The sequence below is a fragment of the Nocardia sp. NPDC050717 genome, from assembly GCF_040654275.1.
Taxonomy (GTDB): Bacteria; Actinomycetota; Actinomycetes; order Mycobacteriales; family Mycobacteriaceae; genus Nocardia.
Genome location: NZ_JBFAHR010000001.1, coordinates 1,078,991 through 1,105,165 on the forward strand (window position 1 = coordinate 1,078,991; position 26,175 = coordinate 1,105,165).

The 26,175-nt window shown below is 69.4% G+C and carries 28 protein-coding genes; 11 read left to right on the forward strand and 17 right to left on the reverse strand.

The features are described 5' to 3' along the window. Positions 1 to 46: 46 nt before the first annotated feature. Positions 47 to 2,848 carry a preprotein translocase subunit SecA gene (secA, locus tag AB0H56_RS05105; RefSeq protein WP_357157320.1) on the forward strand — a complete coding sequence of 934 codons (2,802 nt, stop codon included), beginning with the start codon at positions 47 to 49 and terminating at the stop codon, positions 2,846 to 2,848. A 65-nt stretch (positions 2,849 to 2,913) separates the two neighbouring features. Here the strand turns inward: secA and AB0H56_RS05110 are convergent, their stop codons facing one another. The 4 genes from AB0H56_RS05110 to AB0H56_RS05125 form a co-directional block, all read right to left on the reverse strand. Further along, the gene (locus AB0H56_RS05110) at positions 2,914 to 3,525 is read right to left on the reverse strand and encodes a Uma2 family endonuclease (protein ID WP_357157323.1); all 612 of its coding nucleotides are present in this window, start codon (positions 3,523 to 3,525) and stop codon (positions 2,914 to 2,916) included. A gap of 223 nt (positions 3,526 to 3,748) precedes the next feature. Beyond that, positions 3,749 to 4,426: a pentapeptide repeat-containing protein gene (locus AB0H56_RS05115; protein WP_357157326.1), complete on the reverse strand. Its 678-nt coding sequence runs from the start codon at positions 4,424 to 4,426 to the stop codon at positions 3,749 to 3,751. Positions 4,427 to 4,449: 23 nt separating this feature from the next. Continuing rightward, a complete protein-coding gene (locus tag AB0H56_RS05120; protein WP_357157330.1) occupies positions 4,450 to 4,773 on the reverse strand; it encodes a hypothetical protein in 324 nt (107 codons plus the stop codon). After that, positions 4,770 to 5,048, reverse strand: a complete 279-nt coding sequence (locus AB0H56_RS05125) for a hypothetical protein (protein WP_357157333.1) — start codon at positions 5,046 to 5,048, stop codon at positions 4,770 to 4,772. Before AB0H56_RS05125 ends, AB0H56_RS05120 begins: the two co-directional genes overlap by 4 nt. A 95-nt stretch (positions 5,049 to 5,143) precedes the next feature. Here AB0H56_RS05125 and AB0H56_RS05130 point away from each other — a divergent pair, with 95 nt between their 5' ends. Genes AB0H56_RS05130 through AB0H56_RS05140 form a run of 3 tightly spaced genes read left to right on the forward strand, consistent with a single transcriptional unit; the run spans position 5,144 to position 7,725 of the window. Next, positions 5,144 to 5,542 carry a RidA family protein gene (locus tag AB0H56_RS05130; RefSeq protein ID WP_357157336.1) on the forward strand — a complete coding sequence of 133 codons (399 nt, stop codon included), beginning with the start codon at positions 5,144 to 5,146 and terminating at the stop codon, positions 5,540 to 5,542. Positions 5,543 to 5,551: 9 nt separating this feature from the next. Next, entirely contained in the window at positions 5,552 to 6,133 is a 582-nt protein-coding gene (locus AB0H56_RS05135) for a TetR/AcrR family transcriptional regulator (RefSeq protein WP_357157339.1), read from the forward strand. A 29-nt stretch (positions 6,134 to 6,162) separates the two neighbouring features. Further along, entirely contained in the window at positions 6,163 to 7,725 is a 1,563-nt protein-coding gene (locus AB0H56_RS05140) for a PucR family transcriptional regulator ligand-binding domain-containing protein (RefSeq protein WP_357157342.1), read from the forward strand. Positions 7,726 to 7,744: 19 nt separating this feature from the next. Here the strand turns inward: AB0H56_RS05140 and AB0H56_RS05145 are convergent, their stop codons facing one another. From AB0H56_RS05145 to AB0H56_RS05155, 3 genes are read right to left on the reverse strand one after another with little or no spacing between them, the layout of a single operon-like run. Then, positions 7,745 to 8,605, reverse strand: a complete 861-nt coding sequence (locus AB0H56_RS05145; RefSeq protein WP_357157345.1) for a polysaccharide deacetylase — start codon at positions 8,603 to 8,605, stop codon at positions 7,745 to 7,747. Beyond that, positions 8,602 to 9,717, reverse strand: a complete 1,116-nt coding sequence (locus AB0H56_RS05150) for an NADH:flavin oxidoreductase (protein WP_357157347.1) — start codon at positions 9,715 to 9,717, stop codon at positions 8,602 to 8,604. Before AB0H56_RS05150 ends, AB0H56_RS05145 begins: the two co-directional genes overlap by 4 nt. Then, positions 9,714 to 10,337 carry an urea carboxylase-associated family protein gene (locus AB0H56_RS05155; protein WP_357157350.1) on the reverse strand — a complete coding sequence of 208 codons (624 nt, stop codon included), beginning with the start codon at positions 10,335 to 10,337 and terminating at the stop codon, positions 9,714 to 9,716. The genes AB0H56_RS05150 and AB0H56_RS05155 overlap by 4 nt, the downstream gene beginning before the upstream one ends. Before the next feature lie 144 nt (positions 10,338 to 10,481). Between AB0H56_RS05155 and AB0H56_RS05160 the strand changes: the two genes are divergently transcribed. The 6 genes from AB0H56_RS05160 to AB0H56_RS05185 all read left to right on the forward strand — a co-directional run bounded on the left by AB0H56_RS05160 (position 10,482) and on the right by AB0H56_RS05185 (position 16,163). Continuing rightward, positions 10,482 to 11,804 (forward strand): amidase family protein, encoded by a 1,323-nt coding sequence (locus AB0H56_RS05160; RefSeq protein ID WP_357157353.1) that lies wholly within the window; start codon positions 10,482 to 10,484, stop codon positions 11,802 to 11,804. Between the two features lie 69 nt (positions 11,805 to 11,873). After that, the gene (locus AB0H56_RS05165) at positions 11,874 to 12,554 is read left to right on the forward strand and encodes a DUF3558 domain-containing protein (RefSeq protein WP_357157356.1); all 681 of its coding nucleotides are present in this window, start codon (positions 11,874 to 11,876) and stop codon (positions 12,552 to 12,554) included. A 224-nt stretch (positions 12,555 to 12,778) separates the two neighbouring features. Continuing rightward, positions 12,779 to 13,840, forward strand: a complete 1,062-nt coding sequence (locus AB0H56_RS05170; protein WP_357157359.1) for a hypothetical protein — start codon at positions 12,779 to 12,781, stop codon at positions 13,838 to 13,840. Then, complete coding sequence (locus AB0H56_RS05175; RefSeq protein WP_357157362.1) at positions 13,837 to 14,325, forward strand: hypothetical protein; 489 nt, start codon at positions 13,837 to 13,839, stop codon at positions 14,323 to 14,325. The genes AB0H56_RS05170 and AB0H56_RS05175 overlap by 4 nt, the downstream gene beginning before the upstream one ends. Positions 14,326 to 14,388: 63 nt before the next feature. After that, a complete protein-coding gene (locus AB0H56_RS05180) occupies positions 14,389 to 14,865 on the forward strand; it encodes a hypothetical protein (protein WP_357157365.1) in 477 nt (158 codons plus the stop codon). Then, positions 14,862 to 16,163 carry a hypothetical protein gene (locus tag AB0H56_RS05185; RefSeq protein ID WP_357157368.1) on the forward strand — a complete coding sequence of 434 codons (1,302 nt, stop codon included), beginning with the start codon at positions 14,862 to 14,864 and terminating at the stop codon, positions 16,161 to 16,163. The genes AB0H56_RS05180 and AB0H56_RS05185 overlap by 4 nt, the downstream gene beginning before the upstream one ends. Positions 16,164 to 16,167: 4 nt before the next feature. On the opposite strand, the gene AB0H56_RS05190 is transcribed toward AB0H56_RS05185, so the two are convergent. The 8 genes from AB0H56_RS05190 to AB0H56_RS05225 are packed head-to-tail and all read right to left on the reverse strand — an operon-like array spanning position 16,168 to position 22,498. After that, positions 16,168 to 16,581, reverse strand: coding sequence for a type II toxin-antitoxin system VapC family toxin (locus tag AB0H56_RS05190; RefSeq protein ID WP_357157371.1), 414 nt, complete (start codon positions 16,579 to 16,581; stop codon positions 16,168 to 16,170). Beyond that, positions 16,574 to 16,825 carry a type II toxin-antitoxin system prevent-host-death family antitoxin gene (locus tag AB0H56_RS05195; RefSeq protein WP_357157374.1) on the reverse strand — a complete coding sequence of 84 codons (252 nt, stop codon included), beginning with the start codon at positions 16,823 to 16,825 and terminating at the stop codon, positions 16,574 to 16,576. Before AB0H56_RS05195 ends, AB0H56_RS05190 begins: the two co-directional genes overlap by 8 nt. 58 nt (positions 16,826 to 16,883) lie before the next feature. Further along, positions 16,884 to 18,401, reverse strand: coding sequence for a class I adenylate-forming enzyme family protein (locus AB0H56_RS05200; RefSeq protein WP_357157377.1), 1,518 nt, complete (start codon positions 18,399 to 18,401; stop codon positions 16,884 to 16,886). Continuing rightward, positions 18,398 to 19,150, reverse strand: a complete 753-nt coding sequence (locus AB0H56_RS05205) for a glycosyltransferase family A protein (RefSeq protein WP_357157380.1) — start codon at positions 19,148 to 19,150, stop codon at positions 18,398 to 18,400. Before AB0H56_RS05205 ends, AB0H56_RS05200 begins: the two co-directional genes overlap by 4 nt. Continuing rightward, positions 19,147 to 20,166, reverse strand: coding sequence for an NAD-dependent epimerase/dehydratase family protein (locus tag AB0H56_RS05210; protein ID WP_357157383.1), 1,020 nt, complete (start codon positions 20,164 to 20,166; stop codon positions 19,147 to 19,149). The genes AB0H56_RS05205 and AB0H56_RS05210 overlap by 4 nt, the downstream gene beginning before the upstream one ends. 50 nt (positions 20,167 to 20,216) lie before the next feature. Further along, on the reverse strand, positions 20,217 to 20,582 hold the full coding sequence (locus AB0H56_RS05215) for a hypothetical protein (RefSeq protein ID WP_357157386.1): 366 nt from the start codon (positions 20,580 to 20,582) through the stop codon (positions 20,217 to 20,219). After that, positions 20,582 to 21,424: a hypothetical protein gene (locus AB0H56_RS05220; RefSeq protein ID WP_357157389.1), complete on the reverse strand. Its 843-nt coding sequence runs from the start codon at positions 21,422 to 21,424 to the stop codon at positions 20,582 to 20,584. Before AB0H56_RS05220 ends, AB0H56_RS05215 begins: the two co-directional genes overlap by 1 nt. A gap of 30 nt (positions 21,425 to 21,454) precedes the next feature. Then, positions 21,455 to 22,498, reverse strand: coding sequence for a 3-oxoacyl-[acyl-carrier-protein] synthase III C-terminal domain-containing protein (locus AB0H56_RS05225; RefSeq protein WP_357157392.1), 1,044 nt, complete (start codon positions 22,496 to 22,498; stop codon positions 21,455 to 21,457). 116 nt (positions 22,499 to 22,614) lie between these two features. Here AB0H56_RS05225 and AB0H56_RS05230 point away from each other — a divergent pair, with 116 nt between their 5' ends. Then, the gene (locus AB0H56_RS05230; protein ID WP_357157395.1) at positions 22,615 to 23,826 is read left to right on the forward strand and encodes a cytochrome P450; all 1,212 of its coding nucleotides are present in this window, start codon (positions 22,615 to 22,617) and stop codon (positions 23,824 to 23,826) included. Positions 23,827 to 23,829: 3 nt separating this feature from the next. On the opposite strand, the gene AB0H56_RS05235 is transcribed toward AB0H56_RS05230, so the two are convergent. Both AB0H56_RS05235 and AB0H56_RS05240 read right to left on the reverse strand, forming a co-directional pair. Further along, positions 23,830 to 25,221: an FAD-binding oxidoreductase gene (locus tag AB0H56_RS05235; RefSeq protein ID WP_357157398.1), complete on the reverse strand. Its 1,392-nt coding sequence runs from the start codon at positions 25,219 to 25,221 to the stop codon at positions 23,830 to 23,832. A gap of 323 nt (positions 25,222 to 25,544) precedes the next feature. Further along, positions 25,545 to 26,174, reverse strand: coding sequence for an ATP-binding cassette domain-containing protein (locus tag AB0H56_RS05240; RefSeq protein WP_357157401.1), 630 nt, complete (start codon positions 26,172 to 26,174; stop codon positions 25,545 to 25,547). Between the last annotated feature and the right edge of the window lies 1 nt (position 26,175).

A 26,175-nucleotide genomic window follows, 5' to 3' on the forward strand; every position in this document is an offset into this window, starting at 1 on the left:
TGGCTCACTAGCCGAACACACTCCGACCAGAGGACTGACGAGACCCGTGCCTGCGCTGACACTGACGAGGTTGCTACGGATTGGTGAAGGTCGCATGGTCAAGCGCCTGTCGAACCTCGCCGACGAGGTCATCGCGTACGGCGACGAGATCGAGCAGCTGACCGACGACGAGCTGCGCGCCAAGACCGACGAGTTCCGGCATCGCTACGCCGACGGTGAGACCCTCGACGACCTGCTGCTCGAGGCCTTCGCGGTGGCCCGCGAGGCGTCCTGGCGGGTGCTGAACCAGAAGCACTACAAGGTCCAGATCATGGGCGGCGCCTCGCTGCACCTCGGCAACATCTCGGAGATGAAGACCGGTGAGGGCAAGACCCTGACCTGTGTGCTGCCCGCCTACCTCAACGCCATCTCCGGCGACGGCGTGCACGTGGTCACCGTCAACGACTACCTCGCCAAGCGCGACGCCGAGTGGATGGGCCGCGTGCACCGCTTCCTCGGGCTCGAGGTCGGCGTGATCCTCGGCGGCATGACCCCGGCCGAGCGCCGCGTGGCCTACGGCGCCGACGTCACCTACGGCACGAACAACGAGTTCGGCTTCGACTACCTGCGCGACAACATGACCCACTCGCTCGACGATCTCGTCCAGCGCGGGCACAACTTCGCCGTGGTCGACGAGGTCGACTCCATCCTCATCGACGAGGCCCGCACTCCGCTGATCATCTCGGGCCCGGCCGACGCCTCGTCCAAGTGGTACGCCGAGTTCGCGCGCATCGCGCCGCTGCTGAAGAAGGACGTCCACTACGAGGTGGACATCAAGAAGCGCACGATCGGTGTGCACGAGGCCGGCGTGGAATTCGTCGAGGACCAGCTCGGCATCGACAACCTCTACGAAGCCGCGAACTCGCCGCTGGTGAGCTACCTGAACAACGCCATCAAGGCCAAGGAGCTCTACACCCGCGACAAGGACTACATCGTCCGCGACGGTGAGGTGATCATCGTCGACGAGTTCACCGGCCGCATCCTGGTCGGGCGCCGCTACAACGAGGGCATGCACCAGGCGATCGAGGCCAAGGAGAAGGTCGAGATCCAGCCGGAGAACCAGACCCTGGCGACGATCACCCTGCAGAACTACTTCCGCCTCTACAACAAGCTGTCCGGCATGACCGGTACCGCCGAGACCGAGGCCGCCGAGCTGCACTCGATCTACAGCCTCGGTGTGGTGCCGATCCCGACGAACAAGCCGATGATCCGCAAGGACCAGGCCGACCTGATCTACAAGTCGGAGGAGGCCAAGTTCGCCGCCGTCGTCGACGACGTGGTGGAGCGGCACGAGAAGGGCCAGCCGGTCCTGATCGGCACCACCAGCGTCGAGCGCTCGGAGTATCTGTCCAAGCAGTTCACCAAGCGCGGTGTGGCCCACTCGGTGCTGAACGCGAAGTTCCACGAGCAGGAAGCGCAGATCATCGCCGAGGCCGGTCGGCCCGGCGCGGTCACCGTCGCCACCAACATGGCCGGTCGTGGTACCGACATCGTGCTCGGCGGCAACGCCGACATCATCGCCGACATCCTGCTGCGCAAGCAGGGCCTCGATCCGGTGAACACTCCCGAGGAGTACGAGGCCGCCTGGCATTCCGCGCTCGAGCAGGTCAAGAAGCAGACCGAGGACGACGCGGAGAAGGTGCGCGAGGCCGGCGGCCTGTACGTGCTCGGCACCGAGCGTCACGAGTCGCGCCGTATCGACAACCAGCTGCGTGGTCGTTCCGGCCGTCAGGGCGACCCGGGCGAGTCCCGCTTCTACCTGTCGCTCGGCGACGAGCTGATGCGCCGCTTCAACGGCGCCGCGCTCGAGGCGATCATGACCCGCCTGAACCTGCCCGACGACGTGCCGATCGAGGCGAAGATGGTCTCCAAGGCCATCAAGAGCGCGCAGACCCAGGTCGAGCAGCAGAACTTCGAGATCCGCAAGAACGTCTTGAAGTACGACGAGGTGATGAACCAGCAGCGCACCGTCATCTACGGCGAGCGCAACCGGATCCTGCGTGGCGAGGACATGGAGGGTCAGGTCCAGAACATGATCACCGACGTGATCACCGCCTACGTCGACGGCGCGACCGCCGAGGGGTACGTCGAGGACTGGGATCTGGACAAGCTGTGGACCGCGCTCAAGACGCTGTACCCGGTGAGCCTGGATCACAAGGAGCTGGCGGGCGAGACCATCGCCGGTGACGCGGGCGAGCTCACCCGCGACGAACTGCGCGAGGCCCTGCTCGAGGACGCGCACAACGCCTACGAGAAGCGCGAGCAGGAGATCGACGGGCTGGCGGGCGAGGGCGCGATGCGCAATCTCGAGCGTCAGGTGCTGCTCTCGGTCCTCGACCGCAAGTGGCGCGAGCACCTCTACGAGATGGACTACCTCAAGGAGGGCATCGGCCTGCGCGCGATGGCCCAGCGCGACCCGCTGGTCGAATACCAGCGCGAGGGCTTCGACATGTTCGCCGCGATGCTCGAGGGCCTCAAGGAGGAGTCGGTCGGCTTCCTGTTCAACCTGCAGGTCGAGGTGCAGCAGCCGCAGCCCGAGGGCGTCTCGGTCGGCACCGGCCTGCGTTCCCCGGTCGGCGCCACCCGCCCGCAGGACACGCCCGCCGAGACCCAGGCCCCGCCCGCCCTGCGCGCCAAGGGCATCGGCGACTCCACCCCGCGCGGCCTGAACTACTCGGGCCCCGCCGAGGACGGTCGCGCCGAATCCCATTCCGACGCCCAGGAATACGGCGGCAGGCAGCAGTCCGGCACCCGCCGCGAGCGCCGCGAAGCCGCCCGCTCCGACGCCAAGGGCAAGCGCCGCCGCTGAGGCATTGATCGAACAGTGCGGGCTCCCACGGAAATCCGTGGGAGCCCGCACTGTTTCCTGACCGACTAAGCCCTGTCCAAAGCGTCGAACGTGACCGCCAAGGTCACCGGACTGTCCAGGACCAGCGCGGTTCGATGTACTCGATGCGGCATATACCGCATCCCCGACCAATCGAGCCGATACTCCTCGACGCGATCGATGGCTTCCCAGCTCTTGTCGAAATGCACGATCAGATAGACCGGAATACCCGCACGCGCGTACATCTGCCGTTTGATCCCGGTATCGCTGTCGACAGTCTCGCGGGAAGCGACTTCGACGACCAACAGGATGTGATCCCGGACGGTGCTCACGTCATACGGTTCGCAGTCCCGAACGAAGATGTCGGGATACCGAACATTCAATCTGCGATCGGCCGACTTGTCCTCGGCGTCGGCGAATCGCACCGCGACATCGGATCCGACGCGAAGGCAAGGGCCCGCGGGGTCACGCGCGTCCTCGAGGGCCGACGCGAGGCGTCGCACCACCCGACTGTGCGCCTCGCTCTGGGCCATCGCTCGCACCACACGACCGTCCACGACCTCGAAATCGCCGAAGGTGCTGCTGAGCGCATCCGGCTCGCCCGTCAGAAACTCCTCGGCAGTGATGCGCTGCGGCTCATCGGGGTGCACCGCGGTCATGGTCGACTCCTCCTAGTAGCAGGCGACCACAGCCTACTGCGGCCGGGAACTCTCCATCCGATCGCGAACGCGCTGGGCATCACGTGCCCGGTACGGGTTCTCGACGAACTCGGACCGCCGGGCGACCAGAGTCCGTCCGCCGGGAGTCCGTCGCGTTCAGTTCCCGACCCCAGGCGGCCCGCCGGTGGGACCGGCGTGGTTCCGGAGTCGGTGGTCGTGTTTCTCAGTGCAACGAACGAACCGTTACGTTCGGAGCGCCCGAGGAGGCGAACCACGAGGCCAGCTCGGCGCCGTCGAGCCATCGGGGAGCGCGCTCACCGACATCGACGGGGCCGTCGATCGTGCCGACCGCGTCGGCCACCTCGCACCGCGCCAGGCGGGCACCGCGGAAGCTGGCTTTGTCGACGCGGCACCCGCGCAGGCTCGCGTCGCGGAAGTCGGTGTCGCTGAACGTGGCTCGGCGCAGATCGGCGCCGGTGAGGTCGGCGCGATGGAAGTTTGAGCTCGCGAAGTCGGCCTTCATCAGGCGGGCGCCGTGCAGGCGGGATTCGCGCAGAGTGCAGTCGCGCGCCTGGGCCTTGCCGAGGTCGGCGCCGGTGAGGTCGGCGCCGGACAGATCGGTGGACAGCATCCACGCGCCGAACAGGTCGGTGTCGACCAGTCGCACCCCGGTCAGCCGGGCCTCGCCGAGTTCCGCGCCGCCGAGATCGAGGCCGGACAGGTCGCTGCCGCCGAGGTCGAGTCCCCAGCCGTTGAACAGCATTTCGGTGGTGCGTGGCGCGGTCGGGTCGGCGGGTAGCCGGTCGAGATAGCGGGCCAGCGCCTGTCGGGCATCCGGGTCGGAGGGCCAGCGAGGGACCGTGTGCTGATCGCCTTTCGGTCGGCGCCGCCAGAAACTCATGGGAGATGTTCTACACGGTGTGCTCAGCTGGCTCGGTGGATGGGATGCACTCGTGACAATGCCCGCTTCGCCTCGGCGAGCGAGATCAGCTGATCCTCGTCGTCGATCTCGGCGACAGCGGCCTCGGCCCATTCCCGCAGCAGCGTGGACACCCCGACGCGGCGTTCGTCGGCCAGGTCTTTCAACCGTGAATGCAAGCCGAGGGGCAACCGGATGGAGGTGGTCACCATGATGTCCTCGTTGGCGGGCAGCCGGGGCGGAGCGTCGGCATGTTCGTCGAAGAAACTCAGCCGGTCCATGAAATCGGCCAGTTCTTCCTTACTCGACGGATAGTCCTGATCGCTCATGAGGCTTTCCCACTTTCCCACTGCTCGAATCGCGCCAGTTCCTCGGCGCGCATCGCGCGTGCGCCGATGATCACCCACGTCCAGTCGTCGCGCTGTCGTGTCACCACGATGAGCGGACGTCCGGCCGTGGTGCGCCCCCACACCGTCAGCACGGCCACCCTGCCGTCGAAGGCCGGGCGCGGCCACCGTCGTGACGCTGCGAGGACCTGCCGAACCTCGCTGGGTTCGATGCCGATCAGGTGAGCGATCGCCCAATCAGGCCACTCGAAACCCATAAGTCCATAATACGCACGTAGTACCAGGCTGGGAAAGTGCTGAGAACCGGTGTAGTTTTGAAGCGAACGCTACAGAACTCGCGAAGGGCTGCTCCATGATCGAACGCGTCCGTGTCACCGCCGAGCCCGACTGGTACGACGGCGCGGGCATCGCGCTGGGCACGCGGGTGGGTGACCTGGTCTTCACCTCGGGGCAGGCGCCCATCGACGAGGACGGGAGGACCGTCGGAGCAGGCGACTTCGCGGCACAGGCCCGCCGCGCCCTCGCCAATGTGGCCACGGTGCTCACCAACGGTGGCTCCGGGCTGGACCGCGTGGTGAAGGCCACGGTGTTCGTCACCGATATCGGTCGGCAGGACATCTTCGCCGAGGTACGGGCGGAGTTTCTCCCGGCGCACTCGTTCGCCGAATCGTTCGTCCAGGTCGCGGCCCTGGCCGAGCCCGAATGGATGATCGAGATCGAGGCGATCGGCGTGGTCGGGCCGGGCGCCTAGGGTAGGGGCGTGGCGCGACCGCGGAAGTTCGATCGGGACCGTGTCGTCGACGCGGCGATGGACGCGTTCTGGCGACACGGCTACGAGGCGACCTCGACCCGCGATCTCACCGAGCGCACCGGGCTCGGCGCGTCCAGCCTCTACCACGCGTTCGGCGACAAGCGCGGCCTGTATCTTGCCGCGCTGCAACGGTATTACGACCGGAGCACCGCCCAGCAGCTCGACCTGTTGCGGCGCCCCGGCCCGGTCCGGGATCGGCTGCGCGCGCTGATGACCAGCGCGATCGATGCCGACCTGCCCGCGGGCGACACCGCCACCGGCTGCTTCGCGATCAACGCCGCGATCGACAGGGGCGCCGCCGATCCCGAGATCGACGCGCAACTGCGCAGGCACTTCGACACAGTGGCCGAGGCGCTGCGCGAGACGGTCACGCGGGGGCAACGTGCGGGCGAGCTCGCCGCCGACCGCGACGCGGACACGCTGGCCCGGCAGATCCAGAGCACGTACTACGGGCTGCGGGTGCTCGCCCCGGTCCAGCGTGATCGGGACGCGCTGCTCGGCATCGTCGACAGCGTGCTCGCCGGGTTGTGAGGCGCGGCGGGGCGTGTAGGTTGCGCTGAATGCTGACCATCAGTCGCCTCGTCGCCGATCCCGCGCTCGGGCTGCGGGTGGTGACGCCCGGGCCGGCGGAGCGGCTCGACGCCGAGATCCGCTGGTTGCACACCACCGAACTGCCCGATCCGTCGCCGTACGTGCGCCCCGGTGAGCTCGTGCTGACCAACGGTCTGTGGTACCCGCAGGTCGGCGCGCGGCGGTTCATCGACGCGGTGGCGGGTGCGGGTGCCGCGGGGCTGGTGTTCGGGCTGACGGCCCAGACGCCCACGCTGCCCGCGGAGCTGGTGACGTTGTGTCTGGCGCGCGGTCTGCCGCTGGTCGAGCTGTGCATCGGCGTTCCGTTCGCCGCGCTCACCCGGGCCGCGGCCCGCATCCAGAACGAGGTGCTGCAGGCGGAACTGACCGCGACGGTGCGCCGCGGTGACGCCTTGGCGACCGCGCTGTCGCGGGGCAGCGGCGCGGCCGGAGTGCTCGAGATCCTGCGCGGCGATACGGAATTGCCGCTGCTGGTCGTCGACCGGCGCGGCCGCTGCCTGGCCGCCATCGGGTGTGAACCGGAGGGCGAGCAGATCCGGCTGGCGGCCGCCGCGCTCAACCGCACCCCGCCACCGCTGGAGGTCGACCTGCTCGGTGCAGGCCCGTCGGCGCTGTACCTCGTCGAGGGCGCGATGGGCGAGATCGACGCCGGCCTGTACTGCCTGGAACCGGCCTCGGCCCTGACCGCGGCCGATCGCGAGGCACTCGATCAGGCCGCGCGTTTCCTGAGCCTCGAAGTGACCAAACAGCAGGCGGTGCAGGCCATCGAGGCGCGCTTCGCGACCGAGCTGCTGGAGATGATCCTGTCCGGTCCGGCCCGCTCCGGCGAGGTGAGTCAGCGGTTGCGCGCCTACGGTGTGCCGCCGGACGGACCGCTGGCGGTGTTCGCGCTGGCGCCGGGCGACTCGACGCCCCTCGACGACGTCGCCGACGCGGCGGGTGCCCTCTTCGCCACCCACGGCCTGCCCGTGTTCACCGCGGCGGGCAGCCGGGACGTGGTGGCGGTGTGCCCGTGGGAGCGCGGCGCCGCGGAGCTGTCACGCTTCACCGGGTCGCTCCCGGCCGATGTCGCCCGGCGCGCCGGTGCGGGCCGGATCGTGATCGGACTCGGTGACATCGCGTCCACGGCGAGCGACCTGCGGGACTCGCTGGTCCGCGCCAGGGAGGTCTGCCAGGTGCTGCGTGCCGGAAACGGCCCCGACACAGCTACTTTCGCCGATATCGCCACCCACCGCATGCTGCTCGGCCTGCTCGACACCGACGTGCTCGCCCGCTTCGCCGACCAGGTGCTCGGCGCGGTCCGCGCCCACGACGCCCGCGCGGGCGCCGACCTCGAGCACACCCTGCGTGTGTTCCTCGCCAACGACGGCCAGTGGGGCGTCACCGCGGCCGCGCTGCACGTGCACGTGAACACGCTGCGCAACCGGATCGGCCGGATCGCGGAGCTGACCGGCCGCGACGTCAACCGGCTCGACGATCTCGTCGACCTGTTCCTCGCCGCGTCCACCCCGCGGCGATCCCCACGCGGGTGAACCGCGGCGGCCTGTCGCCTCAGTGCGGGAAGACCGCCGCGTCGATGTCGTAGGCGGGCAGCGGGCGTACCGGGGTTCCCGGGTCGGCGCGTGCCCACTCCGCGACGTCGCGGCAGCGCGCGAAGGTCACGTCACCGCGGTCGCGCGCATGCTCGATCAGCCTGCGCAGCACCAGCATCCGGCTCGGCCTGCCGGTGAGGAACGGATGCATGCACAGATTGAACAGGCAGCCGTAGTGCCGCATCCCGTCGAGCTCGGCCCGCCACATCCGCTCGACCTTGTCCGGCTCCTCGATGACCGACCCGATGCGCGGTTCCGGCAGGAACGCGTACTGCTCCCAGTCGTCGAGCGACCAGTGCACCGGCAGCTCGACCACCGGACCGCCCGTGTCCGGTACCAGGTACGGCCGGTCGTCGCCCATGAGCGAGGAGTCGTAGGTCAGTCCGTATTCGGCCACCAGGGACAGTGTTTCCGCGCTCGCGCTCCACATCGCGGCCCGATGTCCGCTGACCGGAATGCCCTGCGCGGCGAAAACCTCCAGTGCCCGAACGAAATCCGCGCGTTCGGCGCCCGGCGGCAGTGTGGTCGGGGCGCGGTGGCTGTAGGAGTGGTGGGCCACCTCGTGGCCGCGCTCCACGATCGAGGCGGCGAGGCCGGGACGCCGCTCGGCGACCCAGCCGGGCACGAAGAACGTGGCGGGAACGGCCATCTCGTCGAGCAGGTCGAGGATGCGCGGCACTCCGACATCGGGTCCGTACGACTGGTGCGACATCACCATCGGATGGGCGGCGTAGCGCCCGCCCTCGGCGAGGACGGGGGTCTCCGCGTCCACGTCGAAGGTCAGGGTCGCCACCGCCGCGGCGCCGCGCGTCCAGGTCATCGCCGTGCGCGCCAGGCCGCGGTGCTGTCCAGATTCGCCATGGGATGCAGCATCTCACGGTCGAACGGTGTCAACGGCACCCCGGTCTCGACCCGGCGGGGCAGGTCGGGGTTGGCCAGCGCGCCGGTGCCCACCGAGAGCAGGTCGGCGTGTCCGCCGGTGAGGACATCGGCGGCCTGGGGGAGGGCGTGCATGCCGCCGTTGGCGATGACCGGTCTGCCCGACACCTCGCGAGCGAGCTGGGTGATGGTCGCGCCGTCGGCCAGCCGTGCCGTCTCCAGGAAGTTGCGTCCCTCGCTGGCGATGTGCAGGTAGGTGGCGTCGGTGAGCGCGCCGAAGATCACCCGCGCGTCGGCCTCGGCGCCGGGCCAGCGGTAGGTGAAGTCGTTGACCTTGGTCTGCGAAAGACGAACGCCCACCGGCAGATCCCCGACCGCCGCGCGGACAGCCGCCAGCACGCGTGCCGTCAACCGGATCCGGTTGGCCACCGAGCCGCCGTACTCGTCGGTGCGCTGATTCGTGTAATCGGTGAGGAACTGGTCGAGCAGATAGCCGTTGGCGCCGTGGATCTCGACACCGTCGAACCCGGCCCGTTCGGCGTTCACCGCGGCCGCGGCGAACCCGGCGATCACCGCGTCGATGTCGGCCTCGGTCATCTCCGCCGGCGCGGCCCATGCTCCGCCGGCGCCGCCGTAGTCGGCCATCATCCGCCCGCGCGGCGCGATCGCCGATGGGCCGATGGTGCCGAAGCCGTAGTGGTTGCCCTGCGAGATCGCCCCGGCGTGCATGAGCTGGGCGAAGATCGGCGCGCCCGCCGCGTGCACGCCGTCGACCACCGCGCGCCAGCCCGCGACGTGGTCGTCGGTGACCAGGCCGGGCTGGTTCAGGTAGCCCTGGCTGTGGGTGGCGTCCGGGTAGATGCCCTCGGTGAGGATCAGGCCGAAGCCGCCCTCGGCGTATTCGCGGTAGTACCCGGCCATCTGGTCGGTGGGCGTGCCGTCCGGTGTCGCCGAGATCCGGGTCATCGGGGCGACGGCGAAGCGGTTGCGCAGCCGCAGGCCGGCGAGGTCGAACGGGGCGAGGGCGGGGTGGGCGAGGTCGGTGGTGGTCATCGGTGGTTCTCCTCGGTGGTCTGGACGGTCAGGGTCAGCGGGCTCGGTCCGGTCCCGTTGATGACGTTGTGGTCCTGGGGGCAGGCGGAGACGACGAGCAGGCAGTCCAGCTCGGCGCGGAAGGTGATCGCGTCGCCCGGCCGGGTGGCGGCGGGCAGCCAGGTCAGGTTCGCGTCGGCGTCGACGGGGATGCGCATGAACACGTTGATCGGCTGCGGGATGTGCGTAGGCGCCGGATGTCCGTGCTCGGCCAGGGCCGCGATCAGGTTCTCCGCACAGCTGGCGTGTCCCGGATCGCCGTATGCCGCATAGCGTTCCGGGTCGCAGGCGGCGATCAGCAGGTCGTGCGTGCCCGGCGAGGTGTCGGCCAGGTAGGTCAGGATGGGGCGGCGCCGGTTCGTCACGAACGCCTCGCCCAGCGCCGGGAACAGACGGCTGGTGTGGGTGCGGGTGTGCGCGGCGCTGTGGTACTCGGTGAGATCGGTGGCGTGATAGGCGAAGACGTCGCCGACCTGTCCGCCCGCGACGTCGGTGATCCGGACCGTGTCGCCGGTGCGCAGGAGCACCGACCTGGCCTGCCTGGCCGGTATCGTCACCGGCTCGGTGTAGCTCGCTGTCATGCCGTTCAGTCAACCGGTCCGCGCACCGCCCGGCCATGGAGATACATACATGATCTCAGGTCGTGAATGGATGTTTCTACATTCATGTCGGGGGTGGCGCGCGATAGCGTTCGAGCGTCCGCTTATCGACGACCAGGAGTTCCGATGACCAGTGCGATCGCATCGGCGCGAGCCGTCACCACCGGCGAGACGACCGCGGTCGAGCTGGCCGAGGAAGCGATATCTCGTGCACAGCAACCCGATTCGTCCGCAGTCTTGATCACGCTGACCGCCGAGCGTGCGCGTCGGCAAGCCGAGGCCAGTGACCGGCGCGCCGGTCGCGGCGTCCGTCGCGGGATGCTCGACGGAGTGCCGATCGTGTGGAAGGACCTGTTCGACCTCCAGGGCACCGTCACCACTCTCGGCTCGGCCAGCCACCTGTACGACGAACCCGCCGCCGTCGACAGTCCGCTGGTGCGCCGGGCGCACGACAGCGGCCTGGTCACCCTCGGCAAGAGCACGCTCAGCGAATTCGCGTTCTCGGGTCTCGGCATCAACCCGCGCTTCGGCACGCCGGCCAACCCGCTCGATCCCGCCGTCGTGCCCGGCGGCTCGTCGTCGGGGTCGGCGGTCGCGGTGGCGAGGGGCCTCGTCCCGCTCTCGGTCGGCACCGACACCTCCGGCTCGGTCCGAGTGCCTGCCGCACTGTGCGGAATCGTCGGATTCCGCGCCAGCCCAGGGCGATACGGCCCGCACGACTTCGCGCCGCTGTCCCCGACCCTGGACAGCGTCGGCCTGTTCGCGAGAACCGTGGCCGATATCGTCGCGCTCGACAGCGTGCTCCTCCCGACCGGTTCACCCCGCCACCGGCCGGCGCCGCGACCCAGGTTTGTCGTGCCCGCGGGGGAATGGACCGAGGACCTCGCCCCGCCGGTGGCGGCCGCCTTCGCCGCCGCCGTCGCCCGGCTGCGCGCCGCGGGCGCCGAGATCGAGACCCGCGTCCTCCCGTCCCTGCGTGCGGCCCAGCACCTGATGGACACCCACGGCACGATCGTCGGCGCCGAGGCCTACCGTCTGCACGGACACCGCCTGTCCTCCACGCTGCCGATCGACGAGGCCACCCGTCGCCGCCTCGCGGCCAACGCCGCCACTCCCGACACCATCACCCCCGTCTACACCGCGATGCCCGGCCTGCGCACCGCCTTCGCCGCCGACCTCGCCGGCGCGATCCTGCTCTGCCCGACCGTCCGCCACCCACCCCCGCGCCTGGCCGACCTCCGCACCGACCCCACCCACTACGACACCGCCAACGCCACCCTCCTCCGCACCACCATGCTCCTCAGCTACCTGGCCACCTGCGGTATCTCTCTCCCCACCCCCGAACCCCACACCGCCGTCCTGCTCTCTCTTCCGCCGACCACCGACCCCACCCTTCTCGCCACCGCCGAGTGGACCGAACGAGCACTCGACTCCGCCGCGGCACGGTGACTCCTGAGAACAGCGCCACAAAACCGGACCAAGAGGTTCGCTTCTCCCCGCGCTGTGCGATGATCGCCGATGGCTCATGACCGTCTGGTTCCGGTGGGGGATACGGCGGCAACCTCGACGACGAAGGTTCCGACTATGAGAAGAAGCTGCGCGGCCGGTGGGCTGGCGATCAGCATGACGGTACTGGCCGCATGTGCCGACAATGCCGCCGATCAGGGTGCCGACACGCCGGCGACCGACACCCAGGCGGCTGTTTCCATCCAGGTGAGTGTCCCGCCTGCGCCTACGCAGACCGGTGCCGCACAGGTGCGTTTCGATCCCTGTGTACGGGTGGGTGACGATTTGGTGAGCAGAGCCGGATTCGACCCGGCGACGAGGGAAAGATATGCGGCGGAGAGCGTTTCCTCTCCTTACACGAGAATCGGCTGTCAATTCTGGCGCGAAGCCGTGGTCGACGGTGAGAAGTACCCGACCGGACTCGTCACCCTGACCTCGAGCGATACGACTCTGGACGAGATCCGCAAGAACCCAGACCACAGCGTCTTCGGCTCGGAGCGGATCGGCGGCCGGGATGCCGTGCGATACCGGACCCCGCAGAACAGCACGACGTGCTCGGCGTCCATCGCCTCCGCCGACGGAACATTCACGGTGGCGCTCATGGTGCACCCCGGCCCCGTACCCGTACCGGCGTCATGTGACCAGATCGGGGAGATCGCCGCGATCTTCGGCGAGTCGCTGGGCAACGCCTAGCCGTATCGGGAAGGGGAACGAACATGTCCGAAACCTTCGCGGCGAATCCGGGCGAGATCGCGGGTCTGAGCAACCTGGTCACCGCTATCGCCGCTGACGCGCAGTCGGCGTCCACTTTTGTGGCGACCGAGGGGCGGGCGGCGAACTGGCTACACGGTCCGATCATCGACACACTCGCCGACAAGATCGACGACGCGGCCGAATGGATGTCCCAGCGGCACGCGGTGCTCGCGAACACGACCTTGGCCACCGGCACCGAGCTCAACAAAGCCGCCTGGATGTATCACAGCCAGGATCAGAAAACCTACGCCGCGCTGAACGCGCACACCGAGTCGAACTTCGTCGGCGACGACAGCACGGAAGAGGTCGGCGTCACGATGCAATACACCGGCGCGGCCAGCTATCCGAAACCGGAGCAGTTCAAGCTCGAGGCGCCCGCCGCGAACAAAGAGGAACTGGCCGCGCTCATCGCCGATGTCTTCCCGGTGCTCGGCAATGTGAACGAGTCCATCAAGAGCATCACCCGTGCCGCGGGAACCGAGTACGACCCGTTGGTCAAGTGCCTGGAGCCGATTCCCGGAAACTGGTCCGAGATCCGCAGATTGGGGGACGTGTACAAACAGGCGGGAAACGGACTCGAGGCATGCGGGAAGAATCTCGAATCCGGTGTCAAGCGGATCGACAGCAGCACGAACAATGTTCCGCACTGGGATGGCAAGGCTGCCATCGCCTTCGGCGACTGGGCCACCAAGCAGATCGCGGCCATGAAGTGGGAAGGGCCGGTCGGCCGAGTCGTCAGCGACTGCGCGGGTGAAGTGTCCGACATGATTCGGGACGGGATCAGATTGATCCTCGAGAAACTGTGGGGGATGCTCAACAAGTATGTCGATTTCGACGACATCAAAGGCGCGCTGAAGTCCGTCGCCAACATCTTGTCCGCAGCCGTCCCCGGCCTCGGTGCGGCGCGCATCGCCAAACTCGTCTATGACATCGGAGTGCTCGTCAACGCGGCCATCGAGGTGGTCGGGAAGATCAGGGAGCTGGCCGATGCCTTCAACAAGCTTCTCGACTTCATCAAGGATCCGGTAGGCCAATTGCAGGACAAGGCGAAGCAGAAGCTGGATGAGGCCATCGCGCCGGTCACCAAGAAGATCGATGATGCGACGCGGGTGGCCACCATCGGCAAGGACATCGAACAGATCGCCCACTACGGTGACATGGTGAATCGGCCCACCGAGGGTTACGACGCCGGAACCGGTGCGGCTCCGTGGGAGAACGCGTCATGACGCGACCGCAGTGGGGCAGCATGCGAGAGCCGGATCTCGACCCCACGGTCGAGGCGCTCGCCAGAAAGGTCATGGACGCGGTCGACAATCTGCGCACCGCGACCATCCGGTTGGCGAGTATCGACGTCGACGAGCTCTTCGACGGAGCGACCGAGGTCACCGAGGAGTTCATGGCCACGATCGCGGGTATGGATACCGCGTCGCCTGCGTTGAAGGCGTACGCGGAGCGGGTGGCCGCGGGCGAATGCCGGTGGGCCGACATCGAATCCATGGCACGCCCGGTCCCGCCCGAAGTCGCCGAGATGAAGGGTTCGCCACGGGAGTTCACGTGGAAATGGTCCCCGGAGCCACCGCAGGCACCAGCTTCGGAGCCCAACTGGCCGCCCCCGCCGACCCGCCGCACACGAGCGGGCGAAGCCGTCGTCGGCCCGAGTGACTGGCCGGACGACTTCGAAGAACATCCCGATGAGCGGCGTTGGCGCTGAGGAGTTGAGGTGGCGCGATCCAATCAGATGATCGGCCCGATGTCGCTGGTGTGGACGTTGGGTGTGGCCGCGGGCGCGGTCGCCTTCATGGTCGGTGCGCTGAACGTGGGTTTCGCGGTGGCGGAACGGCTCGGCTCGCCGGTGGCGATGGCGCTGGTCCTTCCGGTGAGCGTGGTTCTCGGCGTGCTCGGATGGATGCTGGTACTCAATGGCGCGTGGCGGGTGCGCCGGTGGTACCTGCGGCGCACCGGCGTTCGCGCGGTGGCCGAGGTGATCGAATCGGAGCTGCGGTGCAAGAACAATCAGGGACCGCTGAACTTCGATCTGTGGCGGGTGCGGGTCGAAGTGCGGTTCCGGCATCCTGATTCGGGCGCTGACGCCCAGGTGGGAAAGCAATACTTCTATTCGCAGTTCCGTGCCGGTCGAGCCGGCGATCTGGCCGAGCGCCTGAGTGTCGGGTCCACGGTTCCCGTGCTGATCGGTAAGAATGCCGCCATGGTGGACATCGCGAAGCGGCCGGTCTGGACCGATATCTGGTGACCGCGCGCCGGGGCGACGAGGTGGGGCGGGCGTTGTCGGCGGGGGAGCGGTGGTTCTGGCTGGTGGATCAGTTGTCGCCGGCGAATTGTGTGGTGCGGGTTCGGGTGCGTGGGGCGATCGGGGGATACGGGCTGGAGGAGGGGGCCGCGGCGTTGGTCGCGGAGTTTCCGTTGTTGCGGGCGGTGGTGGTGCCGGGGCCGCGGTTCGCGCGGTCGGCCGATCCGCATCTGCCGGTGCTGCACCGGATCGTCGACGATCCGGAGGAATGGCGGCGGGTCTTCGACGAGCAGTTGGCGGAGCCGGTGGATATCGCCACGGCGCCGGGACGGATCATCGATCTCGCTTGGCGGCCGGGCACTTCCGAGGAGATCCACGACGTGATCGTGGTGTTCTCGCATGTGTTCGTCGACGGCCGGTCGATGGCGTCGTTGGCCTCCAGGCTGCTCGCCTACACCTTCGGCGCACCGCCGCCGGGCGGTTCCCGTGCCCCGATCCCGGCGCCGGACGACCTGATCCCGCCCGAATACGCCCGCCTCACGCGCTGTCTCCGGGTGAACCTCACCGGGCAGTTCGGCGCCGTCGCCCGCAGGGCGCTCGGCATTCCCGGCACCCCACCGCCGCTGCCGATCCGCCGCACCCGCACGGTGATCCGCACCATCACCGGCGACCGGCTCGCCGCCCTGCGTGCGCGCTGTCGCGCGGAGGGCGTCACGGTCAACGCCGCTCTCGTCGCCGCCCTGGCCGCGGCGATGGGCGAGTCGTTCCGGCCGGGCCGCGACGGCGCCGCCGGGATCGGTATCCCGGTGGACCTGCGCACCCGCCTCGACCCGCCACCTGACGGCGAGGAACCGGGCATGTTCACCGGCGTCGTCCCCACCTTCGTCCCCTTCGGGCCGCGGCGAACGGTCTGGGATGCCGCCCGGAAGACGAAAGAACAACTGGACCAGCGCATCTCCCGAGGAAACGACCTCACTGCCCTGGCCGCGATCCGCTACGGCTGCCCCCGCAGCCTCGAATCCGGCAGGCGCACCATCGAACTCATCGACCGCCGCGCACCATGGAACGTCACCCTGAGCAACCTCGGTCGGCTCGCCGCCCCGAAAACCCCTGAGCCCCTGGACCTCACCGACCTCACTGTCGCGGGCACGAACTCCTGCGCCAGCGCCCTCACCGTAGCCGTCGCCACCCTGGGCGACACCCTGTCGATCACCTTCTGCTACGTCGACACCCTGCTACCCCGCCCCACCATCGACGCCCTCGCCGACCGCACCCTCGTATCCCTCGCCGTGGACAGTTGAGCAATCACACCGCGATGACGTTGAGCAGCGGTCCGAGGCCTTTGAAGTCATCGGGGTTGCGGGTGTAGAGCGGCAGTGCGTGTTGGACAGCGGTCGCGGCGATCTGCAGGTCCGCCACTCGACCTCTCGGTTTGCGTCCGATCTGCTTTACCAGCAACGCCAGCGACCCGTACACCAGCGCGGTCTCGGCATCGAAGGGAAGCGGATCGAACGTCCGCACCACCCATTGGAACTGGAGTTGTCGTTGTACCTGCCGTACCGGATCCTTCGTCGCGTGGATACCGGCAGCGAGCTCGGCCAGGCTGACAGCGCTGATCGCGGCATCGGCGTCGCTGGGTAGCCCGGTGTGAATCTCGGCGTAGTCGATCAGGACGGAGGTGTCGAGCAGGATATGGAGTGGATCCGCCGACTCACTCACGGTCTGGAATCTCCGGGTCGATCATCGCGTCCAGATCCGCGCGCCACTGTCGGTAGTCGACATGGGGAAGCGGAGCGCTGGTCCGGGCGAGCTCACTGACCGGCACGAATGCGCGCCGAACGAGCGGCTCGAGTTTGGCGACCGGGTTGCCGTTGCGCGTGATGATGAAGCTTTCGCCCGCCTCGACAGCGGCCAACACCTTGCCGCTGTCATTGCGGAGGTCGCGTTGCTGGATCTGCTTCATGTCTACAAGCATAGCGAACTGCTACAACGTGTGCAGAATGCTACGCACCGGGGCGCCCTCAGCCCAGGCGGGTGCGGAGGAGGGTGCGGAGGGCGGCGCGGTCGGGCTTGTTGGTGCGGCCGCTGACCGGGATGCGGTCGACGAGGACGATGTCGTCGGGGACGGCGGTGGTGTCGATGAGCTGGGGCAGGCGGGTGCGGAGGCGGGCAGGGAGGTCGTCGGCGCCAGGGTCGGCGACGACGGCCAGCACGATGCGTTCGTCGCCGATCTCGTCGGGCAGGCCGACCATGATCGCCTCGCGGACGCCGTCGAGCGCGGCGATCACCGGCTCGTAGAGGCCGGGATAGATGTTGGTCTTGCCGCGGATCATCATGTCCTTCTTGCGGCCGGTGAGGACGAGTTGTTCGCCGTCCCAGCGCGCGAGGTCGCCGGTGTGGATCTCGGCGAGGGGTTCGGCGCCGAGATAGCCGCGACACAGGTTGGGGCCGGTGAGGATCAACTCGCCGTCCTCGGCGATCCGGGCGCGCACGCCGGACACCGGAGCGCCGAGCAGGTCGCCGGTGTGCGCGAGTTTGGCGGCGTGGTTGGTGACGGCGACCGGCAGGATCTCCGTCATCCCGTAGACGGCGAGGAATTCGGTGTACGGCAAGGACTCTCGCGCTCGGCGCAGCAGCGCGGCGGTGACCGGCGCACCGCCGAGCGCGACCTGCCGCAGGTGCGAGGGCGGGGTGATCGTCCCCGCTTCGAGAGCGTCCAGGGCGCGGGCGAGATCCGCGGGCGTGTAGAAGGCGTGGGTCGCGGAGCCGAGGGACGCGGTGAACCGCACCGGATCGATGTGGGTCCCGAACCGCGGATAACGCGGCATGGCCCAGCGGGCGCCCGCCATCAGCGCGGGCAACCCCATCATGAGCTGTTCGGTGTGCAGGAACGCGCCGGGCGCGAGACTGGTCTGCCCGCCCATCGCCGCCAGCCCCGCGCTGAGCGAAGCACGCGTGTGCACAACGGCTTTCGGATCCTCGGTGGTGCCGGAGGTGAACACGATCAACGCGGGTGCGTCGAGATCGGTGGGCATTCGTGCGACGCGCTCGGCACCGCCGGTGAAGCGGCGCAACGGAATCGAGCGCAGCGGCGTACCCGGCAGCCAGGCCCCGCTGTGGATGTGCCGGACGTCGAGCGCGCCGAACCGGGGCAGGCTCAACCCACGCCTTCGCCCGAACCCGGCCAGCGGGCCGCTCACCGCGTAGAGCAGTGATTCGGTAGCGGCCCAGGTGGGTTCGACGAGATCGACCCGCCGCGCAAACAGTTCCGGTCCCACCCCGGGGTCGACGAACACGATGGATCCGCCCGCCGCGATCACCCCGAAGATCAGGCTCACCGACGCCACACTCGGCCGGATCGAGAACAGCATCCGATCGCCCGGCCGGAACCCGGCCGCGCCGAGATTGGCCGCCACCCGCTCGACGGTGTCGACCAGTTCGCGATAGGTGAGCGCGCGTGCGCCGACCGGGCCGAGCGCCGAGGCATCGGGGATGCGGTCGGCCTGCATGGCCAGGTGGTCGAGGAAGTCGGCGGTCATCGGATGTCGACGACGTCGGGCCGGTAGCGGTGGTCGGCGTACCAGGCCAGGGTCTTGCGGATACCCCAGGCGCGCACCCGCCGGTTCGAGCCGAAAACCCGGACGTCGCGGCGCAATCCGTACTCGGTGGTGATGGTGCGCACGGCGTTCACGAGCGCGCGGTCCTCGTGCAGGTCCTCGATGGCGGTGCGCGGGAACCCGCCGGCGGCCAGGTACAGCTCGGCGGTGATGGCCATGTTGCAGCCGGGCGTCATCACGTAGGGCCCCAGATACTTGGGGTCACGGTTGCCCGAGCGCACCTTGCCGAAGGCCGAGGCCACCTCGAGGGCCACCCGGATGATCATCCGGTCCCGCCACGAAACCCCTTCGTCCGTCCGGGGAATCAACTGCCCGCTCACCAGCCGCAATCCCGTCGTGAACGCCACCTTGATCCGCTCGGTCCAGTCGGGTGCGGGCAGGCAGTCGGCGTCGGTGCGGGCCAGCAGGGTCGCGCCGCGCTCGATCGCGTACCGCATGCCGGTGTCGGCGGCGGCACCGGTGCCCTTCTGCTGCTCGGTGATCACCTCGATCGGGGGAACGGGATGCGCCTCGGCGAACGCGCGCACGATCTCGACGGTGCGATCGGTGGAGTTGTTGTCGACCACCACCACCGTGAAGTGGGTATCACTCTGTGCCGCTATGGCTTCCAGCGTGGCACCGATACCGCGTTCCTCGTCGAAGGCGGGAATCACCACCCACAGCCCGCTCACAGCTCCTCCAACAGCCGGTCGAGTCCGCCGATCTCGGTGACCCAGGCGTGGAATCGGTCCAGCCCGTCGGCGAACGAGACGCTCGGCCGGTAGCCGAGTTCGCGCTCGGCGCGGGAGATGTCGTAGGTGGCCGAGCGGGTGACCAGGGCGACCGCGTACCGCGACAGCGGGGGCGTCCACCGCCGCGCGACCGCGGGAATCCGCCACACCGCCTCGATCGCCGCCACCGCGCCACCGAGCACCGGGGCGGGCAGGGTGACACTCGGCGCGGGCAGATCGAAGCGGTGCGCCACCGCCGTCAACGTCGGCCAGACCTCGACGGGTTCGGCATCGGCGACGAAATAGGCTCGGCCACCGACGTTCTCGGCTTCCAGCGCCAGGGAAACCGCCTGCACGAGGTGATCGATGTAGCACAGCGATGCCCGGACGTCCCTGCCGCCGGACAGGTCGGGCAGCCGGCCCGCCCGCAGCTTCGCCAGCAGTTGTACCACCGGACCGCGGCGGTCGCCCGGCCCCCACACCGCGCGCGGGCGCAGCGAGCAGGTGGTGAATTCCGGTGTGCCGGAGGTGAGGACGAGCTGTTCGGCCACCGCCTTGGTCTCGCAGTAGCTGTTGAGGAACCGGGCGGGGTACGGCTCGGTCTCGTCGATTCCGAGCTGATCGCCGCCGTCGGGCGCCATCAACGCGCTCGGACTGCCGATGAACACGAAACGCCGTGCCCCGGCCGCCACGGCCTCCTGCAGCAAGCGGTCGGTGCCCGCGACATTCACCGCGAAGAACTCCGCGGGCCGCCCGAACTCGCCGAGCAGCGCCGCCGCGTGCACCACGGCCGAGGTGCCCGCCACCGCCGCCGCGAGTGCGCCCGCGTCCGCGAGATCGGCGACCGCGACCTCGGCGCCCGCCGGCGCGGCGGCCGCGTCGCGCACCATCGCGCGGACCGCGACACCGCGGGCGAGCAGGCCGCGGGCGATCGCCCCGCCGACGAACCCGCTCGCGCCTGTCACCAGCACCGTCATCGCGTCCGCCTAGAACCCGGGACCGTCCGGGCGGACGCCGATCGGCCGGTTCACCGCGCGTCCTCGCCGAGGGTCTTCCACCAGGTCGCGCCGAAGAGCATCGTCATCACCGCGGCCCGGCCCGGCGCGATCCCGCGCTCGGCGGCCACCCGGCGGGCGGCCGGGATCTGGGCCGCGTGCACGCCCACGCTGAGCACCGCGTCGATCCAGAACGCCACCCGCAGCAGCCGCGAACGGAACGGCCGGACGACGCCGAGGAGCAGGAACGCCCACCCGAACACCGGGATCGACCGCAGCGCCAGCACGGCACCCCGGCTCGGGGCTGGCGCGCGATGCCTGGCGTGTTCCTGCCGGGGCGCGTCGACCGTCCAGACCCGGCCGTTCTCGCCCCGGTCCGGGACCGCGTGCATGGCCATCACCGCACCTCCGGTCCGCGATAGGTGACCGCGGCGGCGGTCGGCCCGCCGTCGGCGGCGACGAACAGCAGCGGACGGTCGACGAGCCCGGCCTCGCGGGCGGCCACGTAGGCGGCGGTCAGCGCGGAGGTGTGGGCGTCGCCGGCGAAGTCGTCGGTGATCACGGTGTCGATGCCGAGTTCGGCGGCGAGCTGCCCGGCGTACTCGGGTGTCGGTTTACCGCACACCAGCACCACCTGGTCGAGGTCGAGGTGGTCGGCGGCCAGGGCCTCCCGCGCGGCCGTGGCGGCGTGCTCGACGAGTTCCGGTGTGCTGGTGCCGAGTTCGAGCGTCAGCGCCGAACGTCCGGTGGCGCCCATGGCCGACAGCGTCACATAGCCCTGCGGATCGGGCAGCGTGTCACCGGCACTCACGTGCACCGCGCCGAAACCTATTGCGGTGGGATGGTTTTCGAGGACGATCGCCGCGCCGACCGGCTCGAAGGCGAACTCCGCGTCGGCCGAGCCCGAGGGGTGCGCGTCCCCGGACACCACCACCACGTGGCCCGCGGGCAGATCGGCCAGCAGCGAGGTGGCCACCCCGACCGCGTTGACGAGCCCGCACGCGCCGTTCATCAGGTCGAACGACAGGCACGGCACATCGCCGGGGCGGTATTCCAGGCCGATCCCGGCGGCCTGCTGGATGAGCGCGGCCACCGCCGGTTCCACGAGGTTGGCGTCGCGGTACACCCCGACGTTGATCAGCGCGTCGACCTGTTCCGGCCCGCAGCCCGCGCCGGTGAGCGCCGACTTGGCCGCGTCGGCCGCCTGGCCGACGGAGCTGACCCCGCCGGTCTGTGTCACGGCCGAAGAAATGATGATTCCCATACTGTCCTATACCCGAAGATCGCCGATTGTCACCGACAGGAACCCGGCGACCACCCCGGAGGCGGCCGGAACGAGCAGCACTTTGGACCCCGGTGCGAGCAGTCCCTGGCGCAGCGCGTCGTGCAGCACCACGAAGTGCGAGGTCGAGGCGGTGTTGCCGTACTTGTCCAGCACGGCCAGCTTGGGCGGCATCACCGAGTCGAACTCGCGCTCGGCGATCTTGTCGATCAGTTCGACCGCGGGCCCGCTGAACTGGTGGTGGATCACGTAGTCGTAGCCCTCGGCGGCGAAGCTGGAGCCCCGCTCGGCGAGGAACTCGCGCTGCCGGGAGGTCCACAGCAGATACCTGGACTCGTTGTGCATCGCGCGGTTGTCGGTGTAGAGCGCGACGCCGGGGCCCTGATCGCTGGGCATGCCGAGGCACAGTTTCGCGAAGGCGGCGCTGGTGTTGAGCTCCACGTAGTCCAGCCCGGGGCCGTCGGTGCGGTCGAGCAGCACCGCCGCGCCCGCGTCACCGACGGTGAGCGAGGCGAACTGCGGGTCGTACTTCTGCGAGATCTCGCGCACGGCGGTGTCGGAGATCGGGGTGATGCACTCACCGGAGACCACCAGGCCGCGGCGGACCGCGCCCGCGCGAATCATCCTGTCCAGCAGCAGAACTCCGGTCAGCATGCCCGCGCAGGCGTTTGACACGTCGAAGTGGATCGCGCGGGTGGCGCCGAGGGTGTTGCGCAGCATCAGGGCGAAGGACGGTTCGAAGCAGAAGTCCTCGCCGCGGGTGCGGGTGATCGAGCAGGAGATGATCACGTCCAGGTCGGCGGCGGCGTAGCGGGAATTCGCCAGCGCCGAACGCGCGGCCGCGAGGGCGATGGTGAACGAGTCCTCCTCGGCGCCCTCGGCGTCGCGACCGCGCACCCGCCGGGCGACCACCCCGCTGACCTTCTCCAGGTCGAGCGGCGCGTCGACGGCCAGTCGGCTCATCAGTTCCGCTGTGGTCACTTCGCGGGCAGGCAGATACGCGCCGACCGCTTCGATTGTGGATCTCACCATGTGCCAGTTCACTTCCCCGGATATCGCGCGTGATGCGAAGTCCTCCATCCGCGCATCTCGCCGATCCTAGTCACAGACCTTCACTATTCGGTCACGCTCGACTAGATTGTGCCGGGGTGTGGAGCGCTGCCCGACGCCATGAACTCACCCTACTAGCCGCAGGCCAGCCCTGGCTGCCGGGAGTTCTGCTCCTCGGTCGGGTCGCGCGCCCGATCCGCAAGGTCCCCAAGCTCGGCTGGTTCGTCGCCGACCCGCTGGTCGCGCGGCAGATCTACAACGACAGCACGCACTTCAGCATCGTCTCCGAGGGTGCGGCCGGGCACTGGTGGGCGCAGGTCATCGGGGACTGGGTGGAGGACCTCTTCGAGGGGCCCGGGCACACCGAACTGCGCACCAAGGTGCGCGATCTGTTCACTCTCGCGCACACCGATGCCCTGGTCGAGCGGGTGATCGGGCCCGATCTGCGCGATCTGCGCACGCGCCTGGCCGCGGGCGAGACCGTCGACATCGCCGCGCGGGCCCAGATCCTGGTCGGTCGCAGTGTCTCCGACCTGGTCGGGATGCGTCCCGAGGACATCGCCGCGGCCATCGGCGGCGATCCCACCGAGGACACCGACGCGCTGTTCCTGCGGCTGTTCCACCACGTCGAGGAACTGGTCAACCTCGGTTTCGGCACCATGGCCTCGACCACCCTCGACCCGGTCGCGGTGGCGCGGGCGCGGAAGCTGGCGAGCCAACTCGCTGTCAATGTCCCTACCGCCTACGAGCGGGCCGACCCCGACACGACGCTGGGGCGCTGCCGGGAACTCGGGCTCGAGGTCCAGCACGCGGCCGGACTGGCGATCCTGATGGCGGTGGCGGGCACCGACACCCTGGCCAGCGCGATGACCAGGATGGTCGCGATCATGCACGACACCGATCAGCATCGCGCGCTGATCGCCGCGCCGGACCGGATGCCCGACGCGGTGCGCGAGATCCTGCGCGTCACCAGCCCCGCCTATCTGGTCGGCCGCTCGGTCACCGCCGATGTCACCGTCGCCGGGCGCGAGCTGCGCGCCGGGGAGCACGTCAAGATCCTCACCTGGACCATCAACAACGCGGTCGGTGAGTTCGACATCGCCCGCGACTACGTGCCCGAGACCCGTCAGCTCTGGTTCGGCGGCGGCCGCCACCTGTGCCTGGGCGCGCAGCTCGTCCACTCCGAACTCACCGCGCTGCTCACCGCGCTCACGGCAGCGGGGCGGCCGTGGGAGATCGTCGAGCGGCGCTACCGCCGCAAGGTCTTCATCCCCACCTACGAGACCCTGCGCATCCGGCTCGCGCGCTGAGGCTCACCCGGCGGCCACCAGGCGCAGGCGGCGCGAGAGGTCCGAGGCGAACACCCGCTCCGGGTCGACCCGGTCGCGCACCCGCCGCCATTCGTCCAGGCGCGGGTACATGGCCGCGATCATCTCCGGCGTGGTGCGCGAGTCCTTCGCGAAGTACAGGCGCCCGCCCGCCGCGAGCACCCGCTCGTCGAGCCGCGCGCAGAACCGGTCGAGCCCGGGGGTGAGCGCGAAGTCCAGGCTCAGCATGTAGCCGGGGTGCGGCCAGGACAGCGGGGCGGGATTGCCGGGGCCCATCCGCTTGAAGACGTTCAGGAACGAGTGGTGCCCGGATTCGGCGATGGCCCGCACGGCATCGGCGAGCTGCTGTTCCGCGCCGAACGGCATGGAGAACTGATACTGCAGGAAGCCCCGCTTGCCGTAGGCGCGATTCCACTCCCCGAGCAGATCCAGCGGGTGATAGAACTGCGTCAGATTCTGGACGCGCCCACGGGCGCGGCGCGGGAACAGCCGGTAGGCGGCCTCGGCGGCGATCCGCGTGGTGACGCTGTTGACCATGCCGTTCGGGAAGATGTCGGGCACCGTGAACAGTTGCGGCGCATCGAAATTCAGCGGTCTTCTACGCAGCTTCGGCGGCAGCTGGTCGAGGGTGGCCAGCGACCCGCGGCTGAATCCGGCCCGGCCGAGCGACGGCCCGGTGGAGATGGTGTCCGGCACCGACATCGAGTAGTCGTAGCCGTCGTCGGAGCCACCGGTGAGCAGTTCCATCGTCTCGTCGAGGTCGCGGGTGCGGTCGTTGTCGACGAGGAAATACGCGGTTTCGGTGTGCTTCAACCGGATTCGCGCCCCGGTGATGATGCCGGTCAAGCCCATGCCGCCGACCGTCGCCCAGAACAGGTCGGCCTCGGAGCCCTCCGGGGTGAGCGTGCGCACCGTGCCGTCGGCGGTGAGCAGGTCCAGCGAGACCACGTGATTGCCGAAGCTACCCTGCGAATGATGGTTCTTGCCATGGATATCGGAGGCGATCGCACCACCGACGGTGACCTGCCGCGTTCCCGGCAGCACAGGGACCCACAGGCCGTGCGGCAGTGCGCGCCGCATGAGCGTGTCCAGGCTGACCCCGGCGTCGACCTCGACGATGCCGCTGTCCGGATCGATGCGGTGGATGCGGTCGAGCGCGGTCATGTCGACCACCACGCCGCCGCCGTTCTGCGCGGGATCGCCGTAACTGCGGCCCAGTCCGCGCGCGATCACCCCGCGTGGCCCCGCGGTCCGCACCCGCTCGGCGATCGCCGCGACGTCCGGCGTGCGCACCACCTCCGCGACGGTCGGCGCCGTCCGTCCCCATCCGCTGAGCGCCCGTCGTGAACCCGTCTCGTACCCCTGCGTGAAAGTCACGGGAGCACACGCTAAGACGGCTTCCTGAGGACACGCTGAGCGGTGGGCCGAGCAGGTCGGCGATCGAGGGTGCGGACCCGCACGCAGTCACCCGCGTCGGCGTTGTGCTGGTCAGCGGCTTCGCGGTGTCTTGCTACCGCGTTCTTGCCCTTGGTCGGGCGACCCGTCCGCAGTCGCTCTCGGCGCGACAACCACGGGACCGGCAACCTCGTCCGCTGAGGGTGGCGACGACTCGTAGCTCTCGGCGAGGGCTTCGTACTCGGCTTCACCGAGTGGGGTGCGCTTGGCCATGGCAGCGAGGGTAGTAGTCGGATGCCGTTGGATCAGTGGGGCGTGAGGCTGCCATCGGCGACGATGGTGATTGTCGTGCAGATGGCTTCCAACAGTGGCTGGTCGTGGGTGATGAAGAGGGTGGCGAAGTCTCGGGAGCGGGACTTCAGGAGGTGGACCAGGGTGGCGGTGGTGGCGGCGTCGAGCATGGCGGTGGGTTCGTCGAGGATGAGGTAGCGGGGGGACTGGGCGAGAGCTCTTGCCACGCAGGCGCGTTGGAGCTGGCCGTCGCTGAGGGCGTGGGGGCGGCGGTCGAGGAGGTCGGGGGTGAGGCCGACCGCGGCGGTGAGGGCCGCCAGGTCCGGCGGGGGAGTGCGGCGGATCTTCGTGGGCTCGGTGATGATGTCGGCGAGGGTGAAGTTCGGGTTGGTCGCGGCGCGCGGGTTCTGGAAGACCATGGCGATCTCGCCGCGGGCGTCCCGTGGTGATCTGCCGCCGACGGTGACCCGGCCCGCGGTGGGGGCGAGGAGCCCGGCCAGGGTGCGGGCCAGCGTGGTCTTCCCCGCCCCCGAATCGCCGGTGATCCCCATGATCTCCCCGGGCGCGACCCGCAGGTCCACCCCGGTGAGCACGGGAGTGCCGGGGCGATATCCGGTGGTGACGGCCTCGGCGATGAGCGCCATA